This window comes from Roseovarius pelagicus (assembly GCF_025639885.1).
Classification (GTDB): domain Bacteria; phylum Pseudomonadota; class Alphaproteobacteria; order Rhodobacterales; family Rhodobacteraceae; genus Roseovarius; species Roseovarius pelagicus.
In genome coordinates this window covers 1,281,067-1,303,355 of sequence record NZ_CP106738.1, presented here as the reverse complement: position 1 = coordinate 1,303,355, position 22,289 = coordinate 1,281,067, and the positions used below count along the sequence as shown (strand labels likewise).

The following is a 22,289-nucleotide window of genomic DNA, read 5'->3' as shown; positions in this document are numbered from 1 at the left end:
GGCTTACCGGTTCGCGCCCGGCCTCACGGCGCGGGGTTCCGCCCTACCGGTTGCCGGTCCGTGCACTGGACCGCCCGCCGCTATTCGCGGTTCGCGCCCGGAACCCACAGCACATCCGCGCGCCCGTCGTCATTGGCCATGCGCGACGCGACAAAGAACCAGTCACTGAGGCGGTTGAGGTATTTGACCGCCGCGGCGTTCACGTCCTCGACCCCGGCAAGTTCTACGGTCAGGCGTTCGGCGCGTCGTGACACGGTGCGGCAAAGATGCAGTTGCGCAGCAAGGGCCGACCCGCCGGGCAGAATAAAGCTGCGCAATGGTTCCAGCACCGCTGTCATCGCGTCAATTTCCGCCTCGAGCCGTGCAACCTGCGCATCTGTGACCCGGAGGGGTGTATATTCGGCCTCTGCGTCGCGGGCCATGTCGGGGCGGCAGAGATCAGCCCCCAGATCAAAGAGATCGTTCTGAATGCGTGCCAATGCGGTATCCACATCGCCGGTCGCATGCAGGCGCGCGAGGCCCAAGGTCGCGTTGGTTTCATCCACCGTGCCGTAGGCATTGACGCGCATTGAATGCTTTGCCACGCGCGTGCCATTGCCAAGCGCCGTATCGCCACCATCCCCGGTGCGCGTGTAAATCTTGTTCAGGACTACCATTGGCCTCAGCCCCCCATTTGTCGCCGGATGAACACGAAGGCGAGGATCACTACCACAGCAACGAACTGTGCGATGATCCGCCAGCGCATGAATTTATTCGCGCGTTTGCCATTGTCCGCGCCGCCCTTGCCGAAGGTGCTGATACCTAGCCCGAGTATAAGGGCGACCGCCCCACAGGCGACGAGAACAAGCAGGAAAAGCGGATCGGTCAGCATGATGCGTCCTCTGGTTGCGTCTGGGATTGATGTAGACTGACACGCGGCAAAAGCGAACCGGAAAATGTCGGCTGAACAACGTTCAGCTACGCCTCAGCACCCAATCAAGCGCACGTGTGGGTAGCAGTCGTTTCAGCACGCCCATCAGGTAGGTGGGGGTGGTCACGTAATAGCGCGCGCGCGGTCGGCGCGCCTCTACTGCATGGATCAGCTTTTTGGTAACGGCAGAGGCAGGCAGCTCGAACTTGTCGGGGCCGTTATCCTGATAGAGCCGCTTTTGCAGTCCGGCGCGGTAGGCCTCAACACGCGGGGAGTTTTCCCAATCTATCCACCGCTCGAAATGCGGAATCGCATTTTGCCGGATCTTTGATGTGACCGGACCGGGTTCAATCAGGATCACGTCGATTCCGGTGCCTGCCATTTCGATGCGCAGCGTATCGCTCAGTCCTTCGAGCGCAAATTTTGTGCTGTTATAGGCCCCGCGCCACGGCAGCGTGACAAGGCCCAGAACCGACGAGCATTGCACGATCTCGTCCGTGCCCCTGCGCGCGCATGACGGGGATGACCCGGCGGCTGAGGTCGTGCCAGCCAAAGAAGTTCGTCTCGAATATGGTGCGCAAGGCGTCTGTCGGCAGATCCTCGACCAGACCGGGGCAGGCGTAGGCCCCATTGTTGAACAGCGCATCAAGCCTGCCATCTGTCGCCTCCAACACTTCGGCGAGGCCCGATGCGATACTGGCAGTATCGGCATAATCGATGCGCGGGCTGTCGAAGCCCTCGGATTTCAGGCGGGCGCAATCGGCCGCCTGTCGGCAACTGGCAAAGACACGCCAGCCACGGGCGCGCAGGCCGTGGGCCGCGTCGTATCCGATGCCCGACGAGCATCCGGTGATCAGTATGGATTTATCTGTCATGCCCCAGCTATGGCGCGCGGGGCGGGGGGCTGCAATGCCGTTCTTGCGGGTGTTACTGGGCGGCGGCCGTGACCAGCCAATCGGCCATCCAGCCGGTTTGGCCGGTATCGAGCGCGCGCAGATGGACCCAGCCGTTCGCGGCGGTTTCCAGAACTTCGACCTGCATGCCCTGGCTGAGCTGATCGACCTGAGCAAAATCAGTGCCCGGACCGTTGCGCATGTTCACGAGGGTGCCGGTGACAGCCCGAATGTCAGCGGGCTCGGGGGTGACATCGGCCCCGGTTTGCATTCCGTTCTGGCCGCCAATGACACCTGTTACATCACGGGCAAGTGTGCCGCCGGAAAATGCGCCCACACCCGATAGGCCCATTTCCTTGATCGGTTCGGGATTGAAAACGCTTTTGGCCGGGCTGGCGGCGGCCAACGTGACCTTGAATCGGGTCGCCTCCTGCGCCTGCAGATAACGCGCCTCCTTGCGCGCCTCTCGGGCATCGTGGGCGGCCTGAACCGCCTCGCGCTTTTGCTGGATAAGGCGCGGGGTCAACTTGGTTTTGGTATCGGCGGATGCGACCTGACGGGCGCGCGGCTGAGCGGGCTTTGGCTGCGCAAAAAACGATTTGTTCTGGAATGCGACCTGAAGCGAGTCCGCACGCGGGGCGTAGTCGGCCCCACCGCTCAGATGATAAAACGCGAATCCCAGAAACGCGAATGTTAACAATATAAAGCGCCACATATGCGCGTCCCCCCAGCGATCGTACAAACTTTGGCAGCGGTATCAGGATACACGATTCGCAGGGGGCCGTGACGGGAAAACCACAAATCTTTCCCCGGCTACGCTTTACGAGCCAATCTGCCGGAGCTATCACCACATCCATGAATGATCTGGTGGATGACCCCAACATAAGCCCCGAGGGCGACCCCGGCACCGTGTCCGAGCCGCTACGCCGTGCAATTGGCGAGCGTTACCTGACCTATGCGCTGAGTACGATCATGCACCGCGCACTGCCTGACGCACGTGATGGGCTGAAGCCCGTGCATCGTCGTATCCTATATGCAATGCGCGAGCTGCGATTAAGTTCCACAGGTGGATTCCGTAAATCGGCCAAGATTAGTGGCGATGTGATGGGTAACTATCACCCGCACGGCGATGCGGCGATCTATGATGCGATGGCGCGGTTGGCACAGGATTTTGCCGTGCGCTATCCGCTGGTCGACGGGCAGGGCAATTTCGGCAACATCGACGGGGATAACCCCGCCGCCAGCCGGTACACCGAAGCGCGCATGACCGCCGTAGCCGAGGCGCTGCTGGATGGGTTAGCGGAGAATGCGGTCGATTTTCGTGACAACTACGATGGCACCCTGACCGAGCCGGTGGTTTTACCCGCTTCGTTTCCCAATCTGTTGGCCAATGGATCGAGCGGGATTGCGGTAGGCATGGCCACCAACATTCCGCCGCATAACATTGCCGAGCTGGTGGATGCTTGCCTGCACATCATCGATACGCCTGATTGTCGTGATGACACGTTGCTGAATTACGTGCGCGGCCCCGATTTCCCCACCGGCGGGGTCATTGTCGAGCCGCCTGAAAATATCGCCAACGCCTATCGCACAGGGCGCGGCAGTTTCCGCCTGCGCTGCAAGTGGGAGGTCGAGGACCTGGGCCGGGGCCAGTGGCAGATCGTGGTCACGGAAATCCCCTATCAGGTCCAGAAATCCAAGCTGATCGAGAAGATTGCCGAGCTGATTCAGGTTAAGAAGATTCCGATCCTCGGCGACGTGCGCGACGAGAGCGCGGATGACATTCGTCTGATTCTGGAACCGCGCAGCAAGAACGTGGATGCCGACCTGTTGATGGGCATGATGTTCCGCAATTCGGATCTGGAGGTCAAGTTTTCGCTGAACATGAACGTGCTGATCGACGGGGTGACACCCAAGGTCTGCTCGATGAAAGAGGTGCTGCGCGCATTTCTCGACTTTCGCCAAGAGGTGCTGGTGCGCCGCTCGACGCACCGGATGGAGAAGATCGACCATCGTCTGGAGGTGCTCGAAGGGCTGATCGTTGCGTTCCTGAACCTTGACCGGGTGATCGATATCATCCGCTATGACGACGAGCCCAAGGCGGCGCTGATGCGCGAGGATTGGGGGCGCGAATTCACCCGCGCCATGTCCGAGGATGATTATGTGCCACCCGCCGTTGGGGGCGATGACGGGCTGACCGAGGTGCAGGCCGAAGCAATTCTGAACATGCGCCTGCGCAGCCTGCGACGGTTGGAAGAAATCGAACTTCTGAAAGAGCAAAGCGCGCTGATGGAAGAGCGCGCCGGGCTGGAGGATCTGTTAGAGAATGTCGGCTTGCAGTGGAAAGCGATTGCCGACCAGCTGCGCGAGGTGCGCAAGACCTTTGGCCGGACCTATGAACATGGCGAACGCCGTACGCAATTCGCGGTGGCGGGCGAGGTCGAGGAGGTGCCGCTGGAGGCAATGATCGACCGCGAACCGATCACGATCGTCTGCTCGGAAATGGGCTGGATCAGGGCGATGACCGGCCATATCGATCTGACCCGAGAGCTGAAGTTCAAGGATGGCGATGGGCCGCGTTTCCTGTTTCATGCCGAGACAACCGACCGGCTGCTGGTCTTTGCCGAGAACGGACGGTTCTACACGCTGTCGGCGGCCAATCTGCCCGGCGGTCGCGGTATGGGAGAGCCCCTGCGCCTGATGGTCGATCTGCCAAATGAGGCGGGGATCATTGACCTGTTCATTCACCAACCAGACCGCAAGCTGTTGGTGGCCTCCAGCGCCGGGGATGGGTTCGTCGTACCGGAACAGGATGTTCTGGCGCAGACGCGAAGCGGCAAACAGGTACTGAACGTGCGCGGCGAAACACGGGCATTGGTCTGCAAACCCGTCACCGGAGATCATGTTGCTGTTGTGGGTGAAAACCGCAAAGTGCTGGTTTTTGCACTGGCCGAGCTGCCTGAAATGGGGAGGGGCAAAGGCGTACGGTTGCAAAAGTATAAGGATGGCGGGCTGTCAGATGCCACCACCTTTGCGCTGGAAGATGGGTTGAGTTGGCACGATCCGGCAGGGCGTACCCGAACCGAGACGGCGCTGGCGGAATGGACAGGCAAGCGTGCAGGCACAGGCCGGATGGCGCCACGCGGATTTCCGCGGGATAACAAGTTCACGTAACGAACGCGGTCTGTTGCTGTGGTGAACGGCGTTTCGCCGGTTTGACCGCCGCCACAGTCGCAGGCGCATGTACTTGATCCGATGGCGTCACGGCGCGATGATCGTGGCGGGGATCGGAGCAGGGCGCGGGCATGACCGACAAGATCACGGGTGAATACCACGGCAGCAGGCGGCCTCTCTTTGGTTTGGCGCTACGCACGACGTTGCTGACGGTGCTGACCCTCGGATTATACCGGTTCTGGGCCAAAACCCGTATCCGGAAATACATCTGGTCATCAATCGCGGGGGACGGCGACAGCTTTGAATACACCGGCACCGGGTTGGAAAAGCTGTTGGGGTTCCTATTGGCGCTGGTGGTTCTGGCGCTTTGTCTGGGCGTGGTGCAGATGGTTTTGTTTTATTTCGGCCTGTCGCTGCTGGATGCCGCGCGGGAATCGACAATGCTCTATTTTCAGTTCGGGGCGGTGGCTGTCGCGTTTCTGTCGATTGTCCCGCTGATCTTTTTTGCGCAATACCGCGCGCGGCGGTACAGGTTGGCGCGATCGCGCTGGCGCGGCGTGCGGTTCGGGGCAGAGCCGGGAGCGTGGGGATATGTTCTGCGCGCAATGGGACATTGGGCACTGAGCCTTGTTTCGCTGGGGTTATTGCTGCCGCGTCAGACATTCTATCTGGAAAAATTCAAGACGGATCGAACATGGTATGGCGACGCGCGGTTCCGGCAGGGCGGAACGTGGTGGGCGCTCTATCCGGCAATGAAACATTCGCTGATCGGGGTTGCATTGATGATCGTGGCGTTGGGGCTGTTTGGGGCGGGACAGGTGGTCAATGCGGCAGCATTCGCCTTGCTCGGGTTTGTCTGGGCGGCTGTGGGGCTGGTGTCGTATCGAGTTCGGTCCTTTGTCTATTTGACGGCACACAAGACGTTGGACGGTGGCATCCGGTTCCGGGCGACGCCGGAAACCCGAACCATCGTCAAAAAAATTGTCGTCGGTGGGCTGGTGCTGGGCCTGTTGGGGGGCGTGATGTTGGGTGCGCTGGGCTTGGTCCTGATGGGGCTGATGGAGGACGGGGCGCTGCCCGTCGGCGCGACGTTACTGCCCATGGTAGCGGCCTACATGCTGGCACTGGCCGTGATCGGGGCATTGACGCTGGTGTGGATCACTCAACCGATCATCGCGCATGTGGTCGCGACATTGAAAATCGAAAACGCCGGGGGTTTGGCACGGATACGGCAGCGCGCGGGCGATAGTGGCACAGATGCCGAAGGTTTTGCCGACGCGCTCGATATCGGGGGAGGGATCTGATGCTGCCGGTGGCGGGGCGCTATTTCGATGGTCACGGCGCGCGGCGGCACGAGGTGCAGGTGTGGCTGGCCGAAGGGGGGAATCATTTGACGATCCTCGGCCCGACATTGGGCGCGTCGCTGGAATGGCCGCTACAGGATCTGCGCGCGTTGCGTGAACGTGCACGCAAGGACCGAATGACGTTGACCCTGCACGCGCCGGGGGCCGTGGAAAACGCCGCACCGCGCGATGCGGCGCGCCTGACGATCACCGATCCTGCGTTGATGGCCGAGCTGCGCAAGCAGTGCTCGGCGCTGATGCGGGCAGATGTGCATGCGGGCAGTTGGGCGCGGGTCGTGCGCCGTGCGGTGTTGGCGATCGGGGCCGTCGTTCTAATGCTGTTTCTCATCCTGCCAAGGATGGCTGATACGCTGGCCTCTCTGATTCCTGTGGAACGCGAAATCGCTTTCGGCAAGGCGGTGGTGCGTCAGATGGAGGCGGCATTGGGGGCGACGCGTCTGGGGCAGTTGGATTGCAAAGGGGGCGATGGCCTACAGGCGCTGTGGGAGTTGGCCGGACGATTGGCCAGCGGCGGCCGGCTGGCCTACGGGCTGGAACTGCGGGTGCTGGACCATGACATGATCAATGCCTTTGCCGCACCCGGCGGTCAGGTTGTCATCATGCGCGGCCTGCTGGATACGGCAAGCAGCCCCGAGGTCGTTGCCGCCGTTCTGGCCCATGAGATCGGCCATGTAGAGGCCCGCGATGCCACGCGTCAGGCGTTACGGGCGGCGGGGTCTGCGGGGCTGTTGTCGATGGTACTGGGAGATGTGACCGGCGGCGCGGCCGCTGTGCTGCTGGGCGACCGTATTTTACAAGCAAGCTATACCCGCGGCGCAGAGGCGCAAGCGGATGTGTTCGCGCTGGGTTTGCTGAACGGAGCGGATGTGGACAGTTCGGGGATGGCGGACTTTTTCGATGGTCTGGCGTTGATGGAGGGGGACGCCCCGGCGCTACCGATCTACTTTGCAACTCATCCAGCCAGCGGTGGACGGGCGGCACTGGCGCGCCAGAATGCAGCGCAACAAGGTGAAACACGGCCTGTTCTGAGCGCAAAGCAATGGCGCGACCTGCGCGATATTTGCGATTAACGCGGGCGGTTGGTGCCGTTCAGGCAGGCTCTGCCTGAAGCCAGACGCCCCCCTCTGGGCGGAGCGTCAGGATCATTACCGGATCAGGATTGCGCCCTTTGACCTGAGTGAAGCGAAACCGCGATAGCAGCGTGGCAAGGATGATCACCGCCTCTTGCAAGGCAAAGCTGGCACCGATGCAGATGCGGGGCCCATCGCCAAAAGGCAGGTAGGCATAACGCGGTACAGCCTTGCGATCAGCAAAACGATCGGGTCGGAAGTGGTCAGGCTCGTCCCACAGTTGGTGATGGCGATGCAGCGCGTAAATCGGGATGATGACAGTGTCCCCTGCGCGCACGTCGCGCCCGCAGAGCGTATCAGCCTCTTGCGCGGTGCGCGACACCATAGCGGCGGGCGGGTAGAGGCGCAGCGCCTCATCAGCGATCTGCCGGATGAAGGGCAGATTGGCGACATCCGCGCCAGTGGCGGCACGGCCCTGCAAAACTGATTGTGCCTCGGCGCGGGCGCGGTCCTGTACGTCCTGATCAAAGGCGCAGAGATAAAGCGACCAACCGAGCGTCAGTGCGGTCGTTTCGTGCCCGGCGACGATGAAGGTCAACAGGTTATCGCGTAGCTCGGCCGTATTCATCTGGCGCTTGGTCTCGGGGTCGATCCCGTCCAGCAGCAGGTCCAGCAGATCGGGAACGCCCTGCGCACCGCGCACGCGCCGCGCCTCGACTGCTTGATCGGCGACGGTTTTCATCTGACGTACCGCCTGACCTGACATCATCCGTCCGGGGCGTGGCACCCAATCGGGAAACCCGAGAATATCAAAGAGCGAGATTTTACCCGCTTCGGCGATGTAGCCATCAATTGCGTTGTGAACGGCGTCAGAATCGAAACTGCCGTCGCCGGAAAAAGTCACATCGCTGATCACGTCGAACGTGGTGCGCACCATGTCCTCTGCGACGTCAATGGCGCGTGGCCCGGCGGCGGCAATCCGCGCAGCACTGCGATCGGCAGCGGCGGACATGATCGGGGCAAGGTTCATCACGTTGCGATGCGAAAACACCGGTGCCGCCGCGCGGCGCTGCCAACGCCAATGCGCCCCTTCTGCGATAAAGAGCGAATCACCAATGGCAGGACGCAGCAGGTTCTTGGTCACGACGGATTTGGGGTAATTATCCAGCTTTTCCAACAATATCGTCTTAATGGCGTCCGGGTCCATCACCATGTGCCATCGCTTTCCCGTTCGGCCCGACACCATTGGCTGGCGCGTGGCGATCTGGGGGATAATGCTCAGTACGTTGCGCCGCGCTGCACGCAGGCTGGCCAGCACGCCCATCGGTTGCGTAACCAAAGGGACGTGAACGGGGATGTCATTGCGCATCTGGATCACCTTTCGCCTGTAGCCTCTGATATAGAGGCGCGGGCGGAGTGGGGCAAATGATTGCACACGGGCGATGGCTCTTGTATCCGCGGGGGGACCCTTAGCTGCGAGGATACCTTGATGCGTTTCAATCTTCTTTCACGTCTGAGCGCCGTTTTGCTGGCGTTGGGCCTGCTTGGTGCCTGCACCAATGCCAATGATCTGGACCAAGCGCCCGTGCCGCTGGGTAACTTTGCGCTTGGCCACAACGTCGTGGTCGCCCCCAACCTGACCAAGGGGCCAGCCTCGCGTGATGCGAGCAAGGAAGAGTGGATCACATCGATGAAAAAGGCCATCGACGAGCGTTTCGGACGCTACGACGGTGACAAGCTTTATCATATCGCGATCTCGGTCGAGGGTTATGTGCTGGCGGTCCCGGGCGTGCCGATTGTCGCTTCGCCAAAATCTGCGCTGATCATCAACGTGACGGCATGGGATGACGCGGCGGGCAAGAAGCTGAACGCCAAGCCCGAGCAGGTCACGATTATCGAGAGTTTCTCTGGCAACACCATGCTGGGATCCGGTTTGACGCAATCCAAGGAGGTGCAGATGGAGAACCTGAGCCGCAATGCGGCCAAGCTGATCCAGAACTGGCTGGTGCGCGAAAACCTCGCGAACGAGTGGTTCGGCGGGAAGGCCGCGAATTCGGCCAAACCGGTCAGTGCCAAGCTTGCCCCCGAGGATGACGCCACTGCGGCGGCGGCGGCCACCGCTGCGGCAGAAGTCATCGAAGAACCTGACGTCGCACCGGTGCCCGAAAGCTGAGGCAAAGACCGCCGCCGCGTGTCTCGAACACCGTAGACCTGTGCGCGGTAGGGCTTGATTTTCGCCCCGCAGCGCAATAAATGGCGCGCGACGCCGGTGGCGACGAAGATAACCATGACGGGTGCCGGGCTGAAGCCCGGCCTACCCAAAAACCAGTCGGTCGGGCCTGAGCCCGGCACCCGAAAACCAAGGAGGCCACGATCATGGCAAAGGAAAAGTTTGACCGCAGCAAGCCGCACGTAAACATCGGCACGATCGGTCACGTTGACCACGGCAAGACGACGCTGACGGCGGCGATCACGAAGTATTTCGGTGACTTCAAGGCGTATGACCAGATTGATGGCGCGCCGGAAGAGAAAGCGCGCGGGATCACGATCTCGACGGCGCATGTTGAGTATGAAACCGACACGCGCCACTACGCGCATGTCGACTGCCCCGGCCACGCCGACTATGTGAAGAACATGATCACCGGTGCGGCGCAGATGGACGGCGCGATTCTGGTTGTGAACGCGGCTGATGGTCCTATGCCACAGACCCGCGAGCACATCCTTCTGGGCCGCCAGGTGGGCATCCCCTACATGGTCGTCTACATGAACAAGGTCGATCAGGTTGACGACGAAGAGCTGCTGGAACTGGTCGAGATGGAAATCCGCGAGCTGCTGAGCAGCTACGAGTATCCTGGCGACGACATTCCGATCATCCCCGGCTCGGCGCTGGCCGCGATGAACGGAGACACGCCTGAGATCGGCGAAGAGTCGATCAAGAAGCTGATGGCGGCTGTGGACGAATACATCCCGACGCCTGCACGTGCGGTTGACCAGCCGTTCCTGATGCCGGTCGAGGACGTGTTCTCGATCTCGGGTCGTGGCACGGTTGTGACCGGTCGTATCGAGCGTGGCGTTGTGAACGTTGGCGACGAACTGGAAATCGTGGGCATCCGCGACACCAAGAAAACCACCTGCACGGGCGTTGAAATGTTCCGCAAGCTGCTGGATCGTGGTGAGGCGGGCGACAACGTTGGCGTTCTACTGCGTGGTATCGACCGTGAGGGCGTCGAGCGTGGTCAGGTTCTGTGCAAGCCCAAGTCGGTGAACCCGCACACCAAGTTCGAAGCCGAGGCGTATATCCTGACCAAGGATGAGGGTGGCCGTCACACGCCGTTCTTCGCGAACTATCGCCCGCAGTTCTACTTCCGTACGACGGACGTGACCGGCACCGTGAACCTGCCCGAGGGCACGGAAATGGTTATGCCCGGCGACAACCTGAAGTTCGAAGTTGAACTGATCGCACCGATCGCAATGGAAGAAGGCCTGCGCTTCGCCATCCGCGAAGGCGGCCGCACCGTCGGCGCCGGCGTCGTGTCCAAAATCCTCGAGTGATCGGGGGCGGGGCGGGATCAAACCCCACCCTGCACCAGCATGTTCAGGGGCGTCCTTTGGGGCGCCCTTTTTCTTTGGTCGCTTGCCTGTTGTTCTCGCGTCGAACCGATGGAGAAAGCCGTGGCCAAGGCTGCCTATGCGAGGCGGCAGGGCTTCTGCAAGTGGGAGGGCGATTCTGCCCACAAGTAGATCCGCGATGATCCGCTAGGCGCAGACTTCTCGATCAAATACACGCCCATCCGCAGGGGCCGGTTTTATGACGAGCTGGAGTTCCAGATCACTAAGACCTCTAAGCGGACTCAAACGGACAAGCTCATCAAGCGCAACGTTAATGATGCCTGCAAGACCAAGGCCGCGAAAGGACGAGACTGCCTTGCCTTGCTCGATGCTGACATTGACAATGCGGAGCAGGGAACGTGCTATTTTCTGGACATGAGGGAAATTCAACTGCAGTTTCGGACGCATTGGGAAAGCGCGGAGAAGCCAGATTTCAAAGAGGCGTCGCACAGGCCTTATGGATTTCACCAAGCGGAAGTATGGTCAGAGGAAGTACGGCAAGGGGTGACTGTCAAACCATGGCGGAAATTACAAAGAACCACGTTTTTACGGCGTTAGGCGTAGTGGCGGCTATTGGCCTTGGGTATTTCAAATTCCAAGAGCGATCTTCACGCACTTATAGCGAGGCTAACGACCCAATGGTTTGGGTGGAAGATCATGGACTTTGGTCATTTACTGTCCACAACACAGGCCCTGCAACGAAAGTTGTCTATTTCTTTTGGGGACGTGCAAAGCCCGACACCGTATATTGCCTTCAAGAAACGTATTTCTCTGCGGACGAGCGTCGTAAGCTAACAAATGTATGCTCCGCGCCGGACACCGATCTCCCCAAAGGAAGCTGGTACGGACCTGTCGTGCTAACCCTAGATCAGTATGAACATTCAAACTGGAGAGAAGTTTTTGTTAAGGCATATAAATCAGTCGAATAGCTTCGCACACAAGCCGATGCGGGGCGGCTCTGCGGAACACTCACGCTGATCTGTCAAAAGCGCGGTGAGGCGGCGATGCCCTGACTTTTCTCCGGATAGAAACTGCTGCAAACTCTTCCTGCGGTGGTTCAGTTGTTCCCGTTCAAGGATGATCGCCAAGCCCTACCCCAAGCGAGCAGAATGAGACAGTCATGCCCCAACCTTTTCCCGATCCCGACAACCGTAATCCGCTGACATTGCCCGATGGCACCCGGCATCAGGGCACGGTTTTCCTGCGCGCCGCGATCGACCATCCGCGCATCGAGGTGGGGGAGTATTCCTATGCAAGTGCGCATGAGCCGCCCGACGACTGGGCGGCGTCTCTGGCACCCTATCTATATCCACATTCGCCCGAGAAGCTGATCATCGGGCGGTTTTGTCAGATCGCCGATGGGGTGCAGTTCATCACGGCCTCTGCCAATCATCGGCATGACGGGTTTTCGACCTATCCCTTTGCCGTCTTCGATGGCGGGTTTGCAGAGGGGCGGGCGTCACTGCCCGGACCGGGGCGCGATACACAACTGGGTCACGACATCTGGATCGGGGAGGGCGCACGGATCCTGCCGGGGGCAGTGATCGGTAGCGGCGCGATTGTCGGTGCCGGGGCCGTGGTGGGTGGGCATGTGCCGCCCTATAGCGTGGTCACGGGCAATCCGGGGCGCACCCGGCGCCGCCGGTTCACGTCCGAGACGATTGCCCGTTTGTTAGAGGTCGCATGGTGGGATTGGCCGATAGGAGATATTCTGACCCATGAGACGGCGATCTGCGATGCCGACCTGACAGCGCTGGAGCGCGCGGCGGCCTGTGTCGGTGCCCGGTAGTCACCCGCCGATACTTGCTGGTCAGGGAGGTGTGAACAAATGTCGTCTATGATCGGTCCGACCCCTTGCGCTGGCGCGCGAGTTGGCTTAATCCCCGGACCGCGTATAGGGGTATAGCTCAGTTGGTAGAGCGACGGTCTCCAAAACCGTAGGTCCCGGGTTCGAGCCCTGGTGCCCCTGCCATCGGCCAGTCCGGTGTGATGCCAAACTCCCGGATTTGCGTGACGACCTTCTTGGTCGGTTGCCACAGTCCCCGCCCTTTCCGAGCAGAGACAGTCACCACCGCAAGCGTTGCCGCATTTGCCCTATTCAGGTCCAATTTATTGCAGGTTTGCCCCGAATTTACCGCGGTTGCCACATTTTTGCCAGAATCACGCCCTAGAATGACTGCAATCGGTGACGGACCTCGCGTTCGCGCCGGGTGTGCGTGGGGGCGCAACATAGGATTTGGTGCTGCCATGCCAACCATGACTGATTACGAGAGCTTGCGCGTCGATGACAGCAAGCTGCGGCCCGGCCTTCGGCTGGACACACTGATGGAATCGCGGCTTCCGGAATTGAGCGATGCGGAAATCGACGAAGTCATTGCCCAGACATTGAATGAACAAAAAGACGAAGAGCGCGCCGCGGCAAGTGCTGCGGTGACGCAGGCCGTTGCCCGTGCCGAGGCGCCGCCACTGCGCCGCGCCGCAACGACCGCCAGTGCCAAGCGCGGCAGGGGCGTTCCTGTCGAACAGACACACGCCGCTTTCGAGGAGATCGACCCGCCGAGAGACTCCGGCAGGCCACGCGCTGTGCGCAAGGGATGGCTGGGGCGGGTGCTGATTGCCGCATCGGCGATTGCAGTGTTCTATACGTGGCCTTGGATTGTCCCGACGCTAATCATTGGTGCGATCTGGTTGGCACTTATCGCATTCATCTTTGTCGGTGCCGAACGGATTGCGGCGGCAATGCTCTGGTTCTACCGATGGCTGGACGACCGCGCCCCGCGCCGGGCAGAGCGGCTGCGCGCCGGTGCAGATGGCCTGGCGATACGGTTGGATGCGTTGTTTGATCGTTTGCCGGGACGCTGGACCGAAGGGCTGTACATGCCGGATTTCAGCCGAGAGGCGCTCTTGGACGATAGTAACGATGACGGGCCGGACCCGTTCGACAGGCTGGCCGCACAGGCCCGCCACGGTTGAGCATTGTGACTGCGACGGCGCGTTGAAAACCCTGAGAGCCGGTCCATCTGGATCGGCTCTTGAATTTACCCCATGGGGCGCGTATGTCGCGCGGACGGGCTGGACCATTCGGGCAGCCCGCACCGATTTGAGGGTAGCGAGAGACATCAGCGCATGGCACGAACCAATCCGCTTCAGTTCATCCAGCAGGTCCGCGCCGAAGTGGCAAAGGTCGTTTGGCCGACGCGCCGCGAGGTGTTTTTGACCACTGTGATGGTGTTCATCATGGCGGCGCTGACGGCAATCTTCTTTGCCTTGGTGGATCTTGGTATCCGCAGTGGACTACAGGCTGTACTGGGAATGTTCGGCTAAACCACGCCAAAACTGCCTGTAGCCCCTTGAAATCATGGGGGATGCGCGGTAATGGGGCGCTCATCAACGGAACATGGCGCGCGGCGATTCGAGTTGCGCGCCGATTTTTGTTTCGGGACCGTGTGTGTGACGCGCGGAGAAATACAATAATGCCGGGCACTTGGTCCGGATGGTACGAGGAATTGGGTCGGCATGGCAAAGCGGTGGTACTCGGTAAGCGTTCTCTCGAATTTCGAGAAGAAGATTGCTGAGCAGATCAGAACATCCGTCATCGAATCCGGCCTCGAGGACGATATCGAAGAAGTGCTGGTGCCCACCGAAGAGGTGATCGAAGTGCGGCGCGGCAAGAAAGTGACCGCCGAGCGGCGGTTCATGCCGGGGTATGTGCTGGTGCGCATGGAGATGTCCGATCAGGGCTATCACCTGATCAGCTCGATCAACCGGGTTACTGGATTTTTGGGCCCTCAGGGCCGTCCGATGCCGATGCGCGACGCTGAGGTGAATGCGATTCTGAACCGCGTTCAGGAAGGCGAAGACAGCCCGCGCACGCTGATCCATTTCGAGATCGGCGAAAAGGTAAAGGTCAACGATGGCCCGTTCGAGGATTTCGACGGGATGGTCGAGGAAGTCGACGACGAGAACCAGCGCCTCAAGGTGTCGGTGTCGATCTTTGGTCGGGAAACGCCGGTCGAATTGGAATTTACCCAGGTTACCAAGCAAGGGTGACGTGGGGGGTGGGGCAGCGCCCACCCTATGAGACATGCGAGGTCGGCCCGGATGGGACGACAGCGCATCCCAAGTGGGAGGACAGGGGGCCGCGGCACCCGATCCGGACCACGCAACGAGAGAGACCGAAGGGCGCGCCCCGAGGTCGTTGGAAAGAAGGAGAGGCCTCATGGCCAAGAAACTCGCTGGCAAGATGAAGCTGCAGGTGAAAGCCGGGCAAGCCAACCCCAGCCCGCCCGTTGGACCCGCCCTGGGTCAGCGCGGCATCAACATCATGGAATTCTGCAAGGCGTTCAACGCCAAGACGCAGGACATGGAGCCAGGTGCCCCATGCCCGACCGTGATTACCTATTATCAGGACAAATCCTTTGAGATGGAAATCAAGACGCCGCCCGCGTCCTATTACATCAAAAAGGCTGCCAAGCTGAAATCCGGTTCCAAAACACCGGGTCGCGATGTGGCCGGTTCCGTAACCGTCAAGCAGGTCCGCGAGATTGCGGAAGCCAAGTGGAAAGACCTGAACGCAAACGACGTCGACGCCGCGATGAAGATCATCGTCGGTTCCGCGCGTTCCATGGGCATCGAGGTGAAGTAAGATGGCAAAACTCGGAAAACGCACGCGCGCCGCCCGCGAAGCCTTTGCTGGCAAGCACGACGTAACAGTTGAAGAAGCCGTGGCACTGGTCAAGAACAATGCCAAGGCCAAGTTCGACGAAACCATCGAGATCGCGATGAGCCTCGGCGTCGATCCGCGTCACGCGGACCAGATGGTTCGCGGTGTTGTCGGCCTGCCCAACGGCACCGGTAAATCCGTTCGCGTGGCGGTATTCGCCCGTGGCCCCAAGGCTGAAGAAGCTGAAGCGGCAGGCGCGGACATCGTTGGCGCAGAGGACCTGATGGAAATCGTGCAAGGCGGCAAGATCGACTTTGATCGCTGCATTGCAACGCCCGACATGATGCCGATCGTCGGCCGTCTGGGCAAGGTTCTGGGCCCACGCAACCTGATGCCGAACCCCAAAGTCGGCACCGTGACGATGGACATCAAGCAAGCTGTCGAAGACGCCAAGGGCGGTCAGGTCCAGTTCAAGGCCGAGAAGGCCGGTGTCGTACATGCCGGCGTCGGCAAGGCATCGTTCGACGAGGCCAAGCTGGTCGAGAACGTGCGCGCCTTTATCGGTGCCGTGGCCAAGGCCAAGCCAGCCGGTGCCAAGGGATCGTACATGAAGCGTATTTCGCTGACCTCGACGATGGGACCTGGCATCACGATTGATGTCGCGGACGCTGCAGGCAGCTAATCGCGCTGTCAGGCCATGCGCCTGACGATTAGATTGAGGCAGACCCGGCTCGCCCTGTGCGCGCCGGGTCTGTTCGTTCTTATAGCATGGCGATCGTCATCTCCGGGACGTCAGCGGTGATCATGTGGGGGGGCAATTTTGCCGTTTGCCGACCAAACGCCGCGCGAGCAGCCCCGGCAACGGGCGGATTGCGAGAATGTCGGGGGAAATCGGCGGAAGCTTGCAAAAAACTGGCCTACGGGGCTTGGCATTTGGTGGCGTGCAGATTAGGTCTGCCCTTGCCTTGGAGCGCGTGATTCGTCCCGCGCTCTTTTGCGTTTCGTCCGAGATGGCGGGTTGGGGTCTATTGCCCTGTTAATTCCTGCCTGAGACGGGATCAGACCAGATTGACCGAAGGCCATGTCTTCGTGCGGTTCGGGCGTCCCGTTTGAAGGACCCAACCGCCGGAGAAATCCGGTACACTGAGCCGGAGGGAAACCTCCAAATTTGGAGAAAAACTGTGGATAGAGCCCAGAAAGAGAAAGTGGTCGAGGAACTCGGCCAGATCTTCGAAAGCTCTGGCGTTGTAGTGGTTGCCCACTACACGGGTCTGACAGTTGCAGAGATGCAAGATCTTCGTGCGCGTGCGCGCGATGCCGATGCATCTGTTCGCGTTGCCAAAAACAGGCTCGCCAAGATCGCCCTTGAGGGCAAGCCATGCGCAAGCATTGCTGACTACCTCTCGGGTATGACCGTTTTGACCTATTCCGAAGACCCCGTGGCTGCGGCCAAGGTGTGTGAGGGTTTCGCCAAGGACAACAAGAAATACGAGATCCTTGGCGGGGCAATGGGTGAGAACGCTCTGGACCGGGCTGGCGTTGAAGCCGTGTCGAAAATGCCTTCGCGTGACGAGCTTATTGCTTCGATCGTGGGCTGCATCGGCGCACCTGCTTCGAACATTGCCGGGGCCATTGGCGCACCTGCTAGCAACATCGCGAGCATCCTTTCGACCATCGAAGAGAAGGCCGAAGCGGCATAAGCAACTGGAACGTACCCGTACCGGGCTTGAAACCCGGACGTTGGAACACATCTAAAACGGAAAGCATGAGAAAATGGCTGATCTGAAAAAACTGGCAGAAGAGATCGTTGGTCTGACGCTTCTCGAAGCACAAGAACTGAAAACTATCCTGAAAGACGAGTACGGCATCGAGCCCGCCGCTGGCGGCGCTGTGATGATGGCTGGTCCTGCTGGCGACGCCGGTGGCGACGCAGGCGAAGAGCAAACCGAATTTGACGTTATCCTGAAATCGGCCGGCGCGTCGAAAATCAACGTCATCAAAGAGGTTCGCGCGATCACCGGTCTGGGCCTGAAAGAAGCCAAGGACCTGGTCGAAGCAGGCGGCAAAGCTGTCAAAGAGCAGGTTTCGAAAGAAGAAGCCGAAGAGCTCAAAGGCAAGCTGGAAGCAGCTGGCGCCGAAGTCGAACTGAAGTGATTGCGGCCCTCGGGGGTTTACCCGAGGGGCTGAGAATCAAGGCAGGGGGCGGTGAAAACTGTCCCCTGCCGAACCTGTCTCAGAGAGGCCCCGCATATTTGGGGCTTTTCTCAGGCGAGGTTCTGGATCGGGAGGCTGTCATTGGGACGACAGCCATGAATGGATCCTTAGCACGCCGTCTCAAATGGTCACGCGGCTGGGGCCCGACAGCCCGCGCGACCGGTGAGAATTGAAAGGTGACCAGACACATGGCTCAAACCTATCTTGGCCAGAAACGTTTGCGTAAATACTTCGGTAAAATCCGCGAAGTCCTCGAAATGCCGAACCTTATCGAGGTTCAGAAATCGTCATATGACCTGTTCCTGAATTCAGGTGATCAGGACATCCCCATGGACGGTGAAGGCATCAAGGGTGTCTTTCAGTCGGTCTTTCCGATTTCGGATTTCAACGAAACCTCTGTCATCGAGTTCGTCGATTACGAGCTGGAAAAGCCGAAATACGACGTCGAGGAGTGCATGCAGCGCGACATGACATACAGCGCGCCGCTAAAGGTGACGCTGCGTCTGATCGTGTTTGATATCGACGAAGATACCGGTGCCAAATCGGTCAAGGACATCAAGGAACAGGACGTGTTCATGGGCGATATGCCCTTGATGACGCCCAACGGCACCTTTGTCGTCAATGGTACCGAGCGTGTGATCGTGTCCCAGATGCACCGTTCGCCCGGTGTGTTCTTTGACCATGACAAGGGCAAGACCCACAGCTCTGGCAAGTTGCTCTTTGCATGCCGGATCATTCCCTATCGTGGTTCGTGGTTGGATTTCGAATTCGACGCCAAGGATATCGTGTTCGCGCGGATCGATCGCCGCCGCAAGCTGCCCGTAACAACGCTGCTGTATTCGCTGGGCATGGACCAGGAAGGCATCATGGATGCCTATTACGACACGGTTAATTTCAAGCTGAAAAAGGGCAAGGGCTGGGTCACCAAGTTCTTCCCCGAGCGCGTTCGCGGCACCCGCCCGACCTATGATCTGGTCGATGCCAAATCTGGCGAAGTTATCGCTGAAGCGGGCAAGAAAGTTACGCCGCGCGCCGTCAAGAAGCTGATCGACGACGGCAATGTGACCGACCTTCTGGTTCCGTTCGAGCATATTCTGGGCAAATTCGTCGCCAAGGACATCATCAACGAAGAAACCGGCGCGATCTATGTCGAAGCCGGTGACGAACTGACGCTGGAATACGACAAGGCCGGTGATGTGACCGGTGGTTCCCTGCAGGAACTGCTGGACGCTGGTATCACCGAGGTGCCGGTGCTGGATATCGACAACATCAATGTCGGTCCCTACATGCGCAACACCATGGCCGCGGACAAGAACATGAGCCGTGAAACCGCGCTGATGGATATCTACCGCGTGATGCGTCCGGGCGAGCCGCCCACCGAAGAGGCCGCATCGGCACTGTTCGACACACTGTTCTTTGACGGCGAACGTTATGACCTGAGCGCGGTAGGCCGGGTCAAGATGAACATGCGTCTGGCGCTGGACAAGCCGGATACACAGCGCACGCTGGACCGCGAAGATATCGTGGCCTGCATCAAGGCGCTGGTAGAGCTGCGCGACGGTAAGGGCGACATCGACGACATCGACCACCTCGGCAACCGCCGGGTGCGTTCTGTCGGCGAGCTGATGGAGAACCAGTACCGCGTTGGCCTGCTGCGTATGGAGCGCGCGATCAAGGAACGCATGTCATCGGTCGAGATCGATACGGTCATGCCGCAAGATCTGATCAACGCCAAACCTGCTGCTGCGGCTGTACGCGAGTTCTTTGGTTCGAGCCAGCTGTCGCAGTTCATGGACCAAACCAACCCGCTGTCGGAAGTCACGCACAAGCGCCGCCTGTCCGCGCTTGGGCCGGGCGGTCTGACCCGCGAACGTGCCGGGTTCGAGGTGCGCGACGTTCACCCGACCCACTATGGCCGGATGTGCCCGATTGAGACGCCGGAAGGCCCGAACATCGGCCTGATCAACAGCCTCGCAACCTTTGCGCGGGTGAACAAATACGGCTTTATCGAAACGCCTTACCGTAAAGTGGTGAACGCGCAGGTGACGGACGAAGTGCAATACATGTCCGCAACCGAGGAGATGCGGCACATCGTGGCACAGGCCAACGCCAACCTCGATGAGAACGGCAAGTTCGAGAACGAGATGGTCAACACCCGCCAGTCGGGCGAATACACCCTCGCGCCCAGCGAGAGTGTAGACCTGATCGACGTCAGCCCGAAACAGTTGGTCTCGGTCGCGGCCTCGCTCATTCCGTTTCTGGAAAACGACGACGCCAACCGCGCGCTGATGGGGTCGAACATGATGCGGCAGGCGCTGCCGTTGATTCAGGCCGAGGCACCGCTGGTCGGCACCGGGATCGAAGGCGTCGTAGCCCGCGATAGTGGTGCTGCGATCATGGCGAAACGTGCGGGTATCATCGACCAGGTCGATGCCCAGCGGATCGTTGTGCGTGCCACCGAAGACATGGAGCCGGGCGATCCGGGCGTGGATATCTATCGTCTGCGCAAGTTCCAGCGCTCGAACCAGAACAGCTGTATCAACCAGCGTCCTTTGGTGAAGGTGGGCGATACCGTGGGCAAGGGCGAGGTCATCGCTGATGGTCCCGCGACTGACATGGGCGAACTGGCCGTGGGCCGGAACGTGGTTGTCGCGTTCATGCCGTGGAACGGCTACAACTTTGAGGACTCGATCCTGATTTCCGAGCGTATGTCGCGTGATGACGTCTTCACGTCTGTACATATCGAAGAATTCGAAGTGGCAGCCCGCGATACTAAGCTGGGGCCAGAAGAGATCACCCGCGATATTCCCAACGTCGGCGAGGAAGCTCTGCGCAACCTCGACGAGGCGGGCATCGTCTATATTGGCGCGGATGTGGAGCCGGGCGATATTCTGGTGGGCAAGATCACCCCCAAGGGTGAAAGCCCGATGACACCGGAAGAAAAGCTGCTGCGCGCGATCTTTGGCGAGAAAGCCAGCGATGTGCGTGATACATCGCTGCGCGTCAAACCGGGCGATTTCGGTACGGTCGTTGAAGTACGCGTCTTTAACCGCCACGGGGTGGAAAAAGACGAGCGCGCACTTCAGATCGAGCGTGAAGAAGTCGAACGTCTGGCGCGCGACCGCGATGATGAGCTGGCCATTCTGGACCGCAACATCTACGCGCGTCTCAAGTCTGTGATCTTTGGCAAGGTTGCCGTTAAAGGCCCCAAAGGCGTCAAGTCGAACTCGGAAATCACCGAGGATCTGCTGGGTATGCTGAGCAAGGGTCAATGGTGGCAGTTGGCGCTGAAAGACGAGGCCGATGCCCAGATCGTTGAAGCATTGAACTCGCAATACGAGGCGCAAAAGCGCGCTTTGGATGCGCGGTTCGAGGACAAGGTCGAGAAGGTTCGCCGCGGCGATGATCTGCCTCCGGGCGTGATGAAAATGGTCAAGGTGTTCATCGCGGTGAAGCGCAAGCTTCAACCGGGTGACAAGATGGCCGGTCGTCACGGCAACAAAGGTGTGATTTCGAAGGTGGTACCGATGGAGGACATGCCGTTCCTCGCGGATGGTACGCCGGTTGATTTCTGTCTGAACCCGCTGGGCGTGCCGTCGCGTATGAACGTCGGTCAGATCCTTGAAACCCACATGGGCTGGGCCGCGCGCGGCTTTGGCGTCAAGATTGACGAGGCGTTGCAGGACTACCGTCGCTCAGGCGATCTGACTCCTGTCCGTGAGGCAATGAAGCTGGCCTATGGCGATGATGTCTACGACGAAGGCATCGCCGGTATGGACGAGGATCAGCTGATCGAAGCAGCCGGCAACGTCACCAATGGCGTGCCAATCGCGACACCGGTCTTTGACGGGGCCAAGGAGGCCGACGTGAACGATGCACTACGGCGTGCGGGATTTGATACGTCGGGTCAGTCGGTTCTGTTTGACGGACGCACAGGCGAGCAGTTTGCGCGCCCTGTCACCGTCGGCGTGAAGTACCTGCTGAAACTGCACCACCTTGTCGACGACAAGATCCACGCGCGTTCGACCGGGCCTTACAGCCTTGTCACGCAGCAGCCGCTGGGTGGTAAAGCGCAGTTCGGCGGGCAGCGTTTCGGTGAGATGGAGGTTTGGGCGCTGGAAGCGTACGGCGCGGCCTACACCTTGCAGGAAATGCTGACGGTGAAGTCGGACGATGTGGCAGGCCGGACCAAGGTTTACGAGTCGATCGTCAAGGGCGAAGACAGCTTTGAGGCTGGCGTGCCGGAATCGTTCAACGTTCTGGTCAAGGAGGTCCGCGGTTTGGGTCTCAACATGGAACTTCTGGATTCGGAGGGCGAGGAATAAGAAAATTCGCGAATTTTCTTGAGCCCATATTTTTCGCGAAAAATATGGGTCCTTCCCCAACGCATTG

Annotated in this window: 19 protein-coding genes, 1 tRNA gene and 1 pseudogene; 15 read left to right on the top strand and 6 right to left on the bottom strand. The window is 60.0% G+C overall.

The window, feature by feature from the left end; genetic code table 11:
• Positions 1-80 precede the first annotated feature (80 nt).
• From N7U68_RS07400 to N7U68_RS07380, 5 genes and pseudogenes are all read right to left on the bottom strand, one after another.
• Positions 81-656, bottom strand: coding sequence for a cob(I)yrinic acid a,c-diamide adenosyltransferase (locus N7U68_RS07400; RefSeq protein WP_165196830.1), 576 nt, complete (start codon positions 654-656; stop codon positions 81-83).
• 5 nt (positions 657-661) lie between these two features.
• Positions 662-871: a twin transmembrane helix small protein gene (locus N7U68_RS07395; RefSeq protein WP_165196832.1), complete on the bottom strand. Its 210-nt coding sequence runs from the start codon at positions 869-871 to the stop codon at positions 662-664.
• A gap of 82 nt (positions 872-953) precedes the next feature.
• Positions 954-1,541 carry an SDR family NAD(P)-dependent oxidoreductase gene (locus tag N7U68_RS07390; RefSeq protein WP_263048706.1) on the bottom strand — a complete coding sequence of 196 codons (588 nt, stop codon included), beginning with the start codon at positions 1,539-1,541 and terminating at the stop codon, positions 954-956.
• A pseudogene (locus tag N7U68_RS07385) lies at positions 1,483-1,785 on the bottom strand (SDR family NAD(P)-dependent oxidoreductase); the annotation flags it as partial. The pseudogene N7U68_RS07385 and the gene N7U68_RS07390, both read right to left, overlap by 59 nt.
• A 52-nt stretch (positions 1,786-1,837) precedes the next feature.
• Entirely contained in the window at positions 1,838-2,518 is a 681-nt protein-coding gene (locus N7U68_RS07380; protein ID WP_165196836.1) for an SH3 domain-containing protein, read from the bottom strand.
• Positions 2,519-2,658: 140 nt separating this feature from the next.
• Between N7U68_RS07380 and parC the strand changes: the two genes are divergently transcribed.
• From parC to N7U68_RS07365, 3 genes are all read left to right on the top strand, one after another.
• Complete coding sequence (gene parC, locus N7U68_RS07375) at positions 2,659-4,977, top strand: DNA topoisomerase IV subunit A (RefSeq protein ID WP_165196838.1); 2,319 nt, start codon at positions 2,659-2,661, stop codon at positions 4,975-4,977.
• Positions 4,978-5,108: 131 nt separating this feature from the next.
• Positions 5,109-6,281: a DUF898 family protein gene (locus N7U68_RS07370; RefSeq protein WP_263048705.1), complete on the top strand. Its 1,173-nt coding sequence runs from the start codon at positions 5,109-5,111 to the stop codon at positions 6,279-6,281.
• A complete protein-coding gene (locus tag N7U68_RS07365; protein WP_263048704.1) occupies positions 6,281-7,411 on the top strand; it encodes a M48 family metallopeptidase in 1,131 nt (376 codons plus the stop codon). Before N7U68_RS07370 ends, N7U68_RS07365 begins: the two co-directional genes overlap by 1 nt.
• Positions 7,412-7,430: 19 nt before the next feature.
• Here the strand turns inward: N7U68_RS07365 and N7U68_RS07360 are convergent, their stop codons facing one another.
• Positions 7,431-8,780, bottom strand: coding sequence for a cytochrome P450 (locus N7U68_RS07360; RefSeq protein ID WP_263048703.1), 1,350 nt, complete (start codon positions 8,778-8,780; stop codon positions 7,431-7,433).
• Positions 8,781-8,900: 120 nt separating this feature from the next.
• Here N7U68_RS07360 and N7U68_RS07355 point away from each other — a divergent pair, with 120 nt between their 5' ends.
• From N7U68_RS07355 to rpoB, 12 genes are all read left to right on the top strand, one after another.
• Positions 8,901-9,584: a hypothetical protein gene (locus N7U68_RS07355; RefSeq protein WP_263048702.1), complete on the top strand. Its 684-nt coding sequence runs from the start codon at positions 8,901-8,903 to the stop codon at positions 9,582-9,584.
• A 203-nt stretch (positions 9,585-9,787) separates the two neighbouring features.
• Positions 9,788-10,963: an elongation factor Tu gene (tuf, locus tag N7U68_RS07350; protein WP_165196847.1), complete on the top strand. Its 1,176-nt coding sequence runs from the start codon at positions 9,788-9,790 to the stop codon at positions 10,961-10,963.
• A gap of 1,177 nt (positions 10,964-12,140) precedes the next feature.
• The gene (locus N7U68_RS07345; protein WP_263048701.1) at positions 12,141-12,809 is read left to right on the top strand and encodes a CatB-related O-acetyltransferase; all 669 of its coding nucleotides are present in this window, start codon (positions 12,141-12,143) and stop codon (positions 12,807-12,809) included.
• A 107-nt stretch (positions 12,810-12,916) separates the two neighbouring features.
• A tRNA-Trp gene (locus N7U68_RS07340) sits at positions 12,917-12,992 on the top strand.
• Between the two features lie 275 nt (positions 12,993-13,267).
• Complete coding sequence (locus N7U68_RS07335; RefSeq protein WP_263048700.1) at positions 13,268-13,993, top strand: phosphatidylserine decarboxylase; 726 nt, start codon at positions 13,268-13,270, stop codon at positions 13,991-13,993.
• Positions 13,994-14,146: 153 nt separating this feature from the next.
• Entirely contained in the window at positions 14,147-14,344 is a 198-nt protein-coding gene (gene secE / locus N7U68_RS07330; protein ID WP_165196853.1) for a preprotein translocase subunit SecE, read from the top strand.
• A 192-nt stretch (positions 14,345-14,536) separates the two neighbouring features.
• Positions 14,537-15,070 carry a transcription termination/antitermination protein NusG gene (gene nusG, locus N7U68_RS07325; RefSeq protein WP_165196855.1) on the top strand — a complete coding sequence of 178 codons (534 nt, stop codon included), beginning with the start codon at positions 14,537-14,539 and terminating at the stop codon, positions 15,068-15,070.
• 169 nt (positions 15,071-15,239) lie between these two features.
• Positions 15,240-15,665, top strand: coding sequence for a 50S ribosomal protein L11 (gene rplK, locus N7U68_RS07320; protein WP_165196857.1), 426 nt, complete (start codon positions 15,240-15,242; stop codon positions 15,663-15,665).
• Position 15,666: 1 nt separating this feature from the next.
• Entirely contained in the window at positions 15,667-16,365 is a 699-nt protein-coding gene (rplA, locus tag N7U68_RS07315) for a 50S ribosomal protein L1 (RefSeq protein WP_165196859.1), read from the top strand.
• A gap of 499 nt (positions 16,366-16,864) precedes the next feature.
• Positions 16,865-17,383 (top strand): 50S ribosomal protein L10, encoded by a 519-nt coding sequence (gene rplJ / locus N7U68_RS07310; RefSeq protein WP_165198014.1) that lies wholly within the window; start codon positions 16,865-16,867, stop codon positions 17,381-17,383.
• Positions 17,384-17,456: 73 nt separating this feature from the next.
• Entirely contained in the window at positions 17,457-17,837 is a 381-nt protein-coding gene (rplL, locus tag N7U68_RS07305; protein ID WP_165196861.1) for a 50S ribosomal protein L7/L12, read from the top strand.
• A gap of 248 nt (positions 17,838-18,085) precedes the next feature.
• Positions 18,086-22,222, top strand: coding sequence for a DNA-directed RNA polymerase subunit beta (rpoB, locus tag N7U68_RS07300; protein WP_165196863.1), 4,137 nt, complete (start codon positions 18,086-18,088; stop codon positions 22,220-22,222).
• Positions 22,223-22,289: the final 67 nt, after the last annotated feature.